Source organism: Streptomyces sp. NPDC127092, assembly GCF_042722475.1.
Lineage (GTDB): Bacteria > Actinomycetota > Actinomycetes > Streptomycetales > Streptomycetaceae > Streptomyces.
Map to the genome: position 1 here is coordinate 1 of NZ_JBHXFE010000099.1, position 1,676 is coordinate 1,676.

The window sequence follows — 1,676 nt, forward strand, 5'->3', positions numbered from 1 at the left end:
GGACGAGGGCGTGCGCCGGAACCACGGCCGCGTGGGCGCCGAGGACGGCCCGGAGGCGCTGCGTGGCGCGCTCGCCTCGCTCGCGTATCTCGAGGGCACGGGCGCGCTCGTGGACGCGGGCGACGTGTCCGTGGACCGCGGAGACGACGACGCCCCGGGCGAGCTCGAGGCGGGCCAGGCCGAGCTGGGCACGGTGGTCAGCGGGCTGCTGAACGCCCACGACCTGGCCGTGGTGCTCGGCGGCGGACACGAGACCGCCTACGCATCGATCACGGGCCTGACCGGCTCCACGCGCGTGGGCGCGGGCACCCGCGTGGGCATCCTCAACCTGGACGCGCACTTCGACCTGCGCGAGGCGCCGCGGCCCAGCTCCGGCACCCCGTTCCTGCAGGCGCTGCGGGACGCCGAGGGGGCGGAGCATCAGCTCTCCTACGCGGTGGTGGGCATCAGCGAGGCAAACAACACCCGGGCCCTGTTCGACACCGCGCGCGAACGCGGGGTCACGTGGGTGACCGACGAGCAGGCCCAGACCGCCGACGTCACCGGCGTGCGCCGCTGGGTGCGCTCGTTCATCAACGCCGTGGACGTGCTCTACCTGACGATCGACCTGGATGTGCTGCCGGCCGCCGTCGCCCCGGGGGTGAGCGCACCGGCCGGCTTCGGCGTGCCGTACGAGGTGATCCACGCGTGCGCGCTGGAGGCCACCCAGTCCGGGAAGCTGGCCCTGGCCGACGTCGTGGAGCTCAACCCCGCCCTGGACGTGGACGGCCGCACGGCGAAGGCCGCGGCCCGGCTGATCCACACGATCGTCAGCCGTCACCGGACGGACGCGTCGCTGCTGGCCTGAGGCGGGCGGGGGTCCGTTCAGGCGCGGGGGCCGCGCGCGTCAGTGCCCCGCTGCCCACGGGGCTGGGGGCTCGGCGCTGCCGTGGGCCGCGCGTCGGGCGGCGTAGTCCAGCGCCGAGCGTGCCAGGAAGTCGTGCAGGGCCAGCACCCCGGCCCGGGCTCCTGCCGCGTCCCTCCGGGTCACCGCCTCCAGCGCCGGGACGTAGAACGCCCGGCCGCGTTCGACCTCGTCGGGCAGGCCCTTCGTGGTGGCGAGCCAGAACCGCCGGGAGAGCCCCTGGAGCGGGACCAGGGAGTCGGCGAGATAGCGGTTGTTCGCGATCGTGCGCAGGAGTTCGTGCGAGCGCCCGACGGCGGCGACGTACGCCGGCAGGTCCTCCACCGTGCGCAGGTGCCGCACGTGGGCCGCGACGGCGGCCAGCTGCTCCTCGTCCGCCCGCGCGCAGGCCAGTCCCACGGCCAGGGCCTCGAGCGACCGCCGCACCTCCAGCCTCTCCAGCTGGTCGTCCACGGAGATCGGGGGCACCTGCAGTCCCCGTCCCCCACCGGCCAGGAGCCAGTGGTCTCGGATGAGGCGCTGCACGGCCTCGCGCAGGGGTGTGCGCCCCGTCTCGGCGGCGTCGATGAGGTCCGCCTCGCTGAGGATGGCGCCCGGTGGCAGCTCCCCGGTCTCGATCTTCTGCGTCAGGCGGGCGTAGGCCTCCTCCGACTTGTTCATGGGCCCAGCGTAGGCAGTCATCTGCCCCCAATCCGTTTGATATATCCGGGATATGCGGCGTAGCGTGACCCACATCCTGTTACCGGCGTCACATGGAGGACTCATGAAGTAC

General features: G+C 73.7%; 2 protein-coding genes. One reads left to right on the top strand and one right to left on the bottom strand.

The annotated features are described in order from the left end of the window. Positions 1–847 (top strand): formimidoylglutamase (gene hutG, locus ACFWJO_RS37310; protein WP_386872565.1); only part of this gene is annotated, 847 nt, incomplete at its 5' end. Positions 848–886: 39 nt separating this feature from the next. On the opposite strand, the gene ACFWJO_RS37315 is transcribed toward hutG, so the two are convergent. Continuing rightward, positions 887–1,564, bottom strand: a complete 678-nt coding sequence (locus ACFWJO_RS37315) for a GntR family transcriptional regulator (protein WP_020625716.1) — start codon at positions 1,562–1,564, stop codon at positions 887–889. Between the last annotated feature and the right edge of the window lie 112 nt (positions 1,565–1,676).

Excerpts from the sequence above, each read along its gene's own strand:
- ACFWJO_RS37315 (WP_020625716.1), bottom strand. The coding sequence starts at position 1,564 with ATGAACAAGTCGGAGGAGGCCTACGCCCGCCTGACGCAGAAGATCGAG.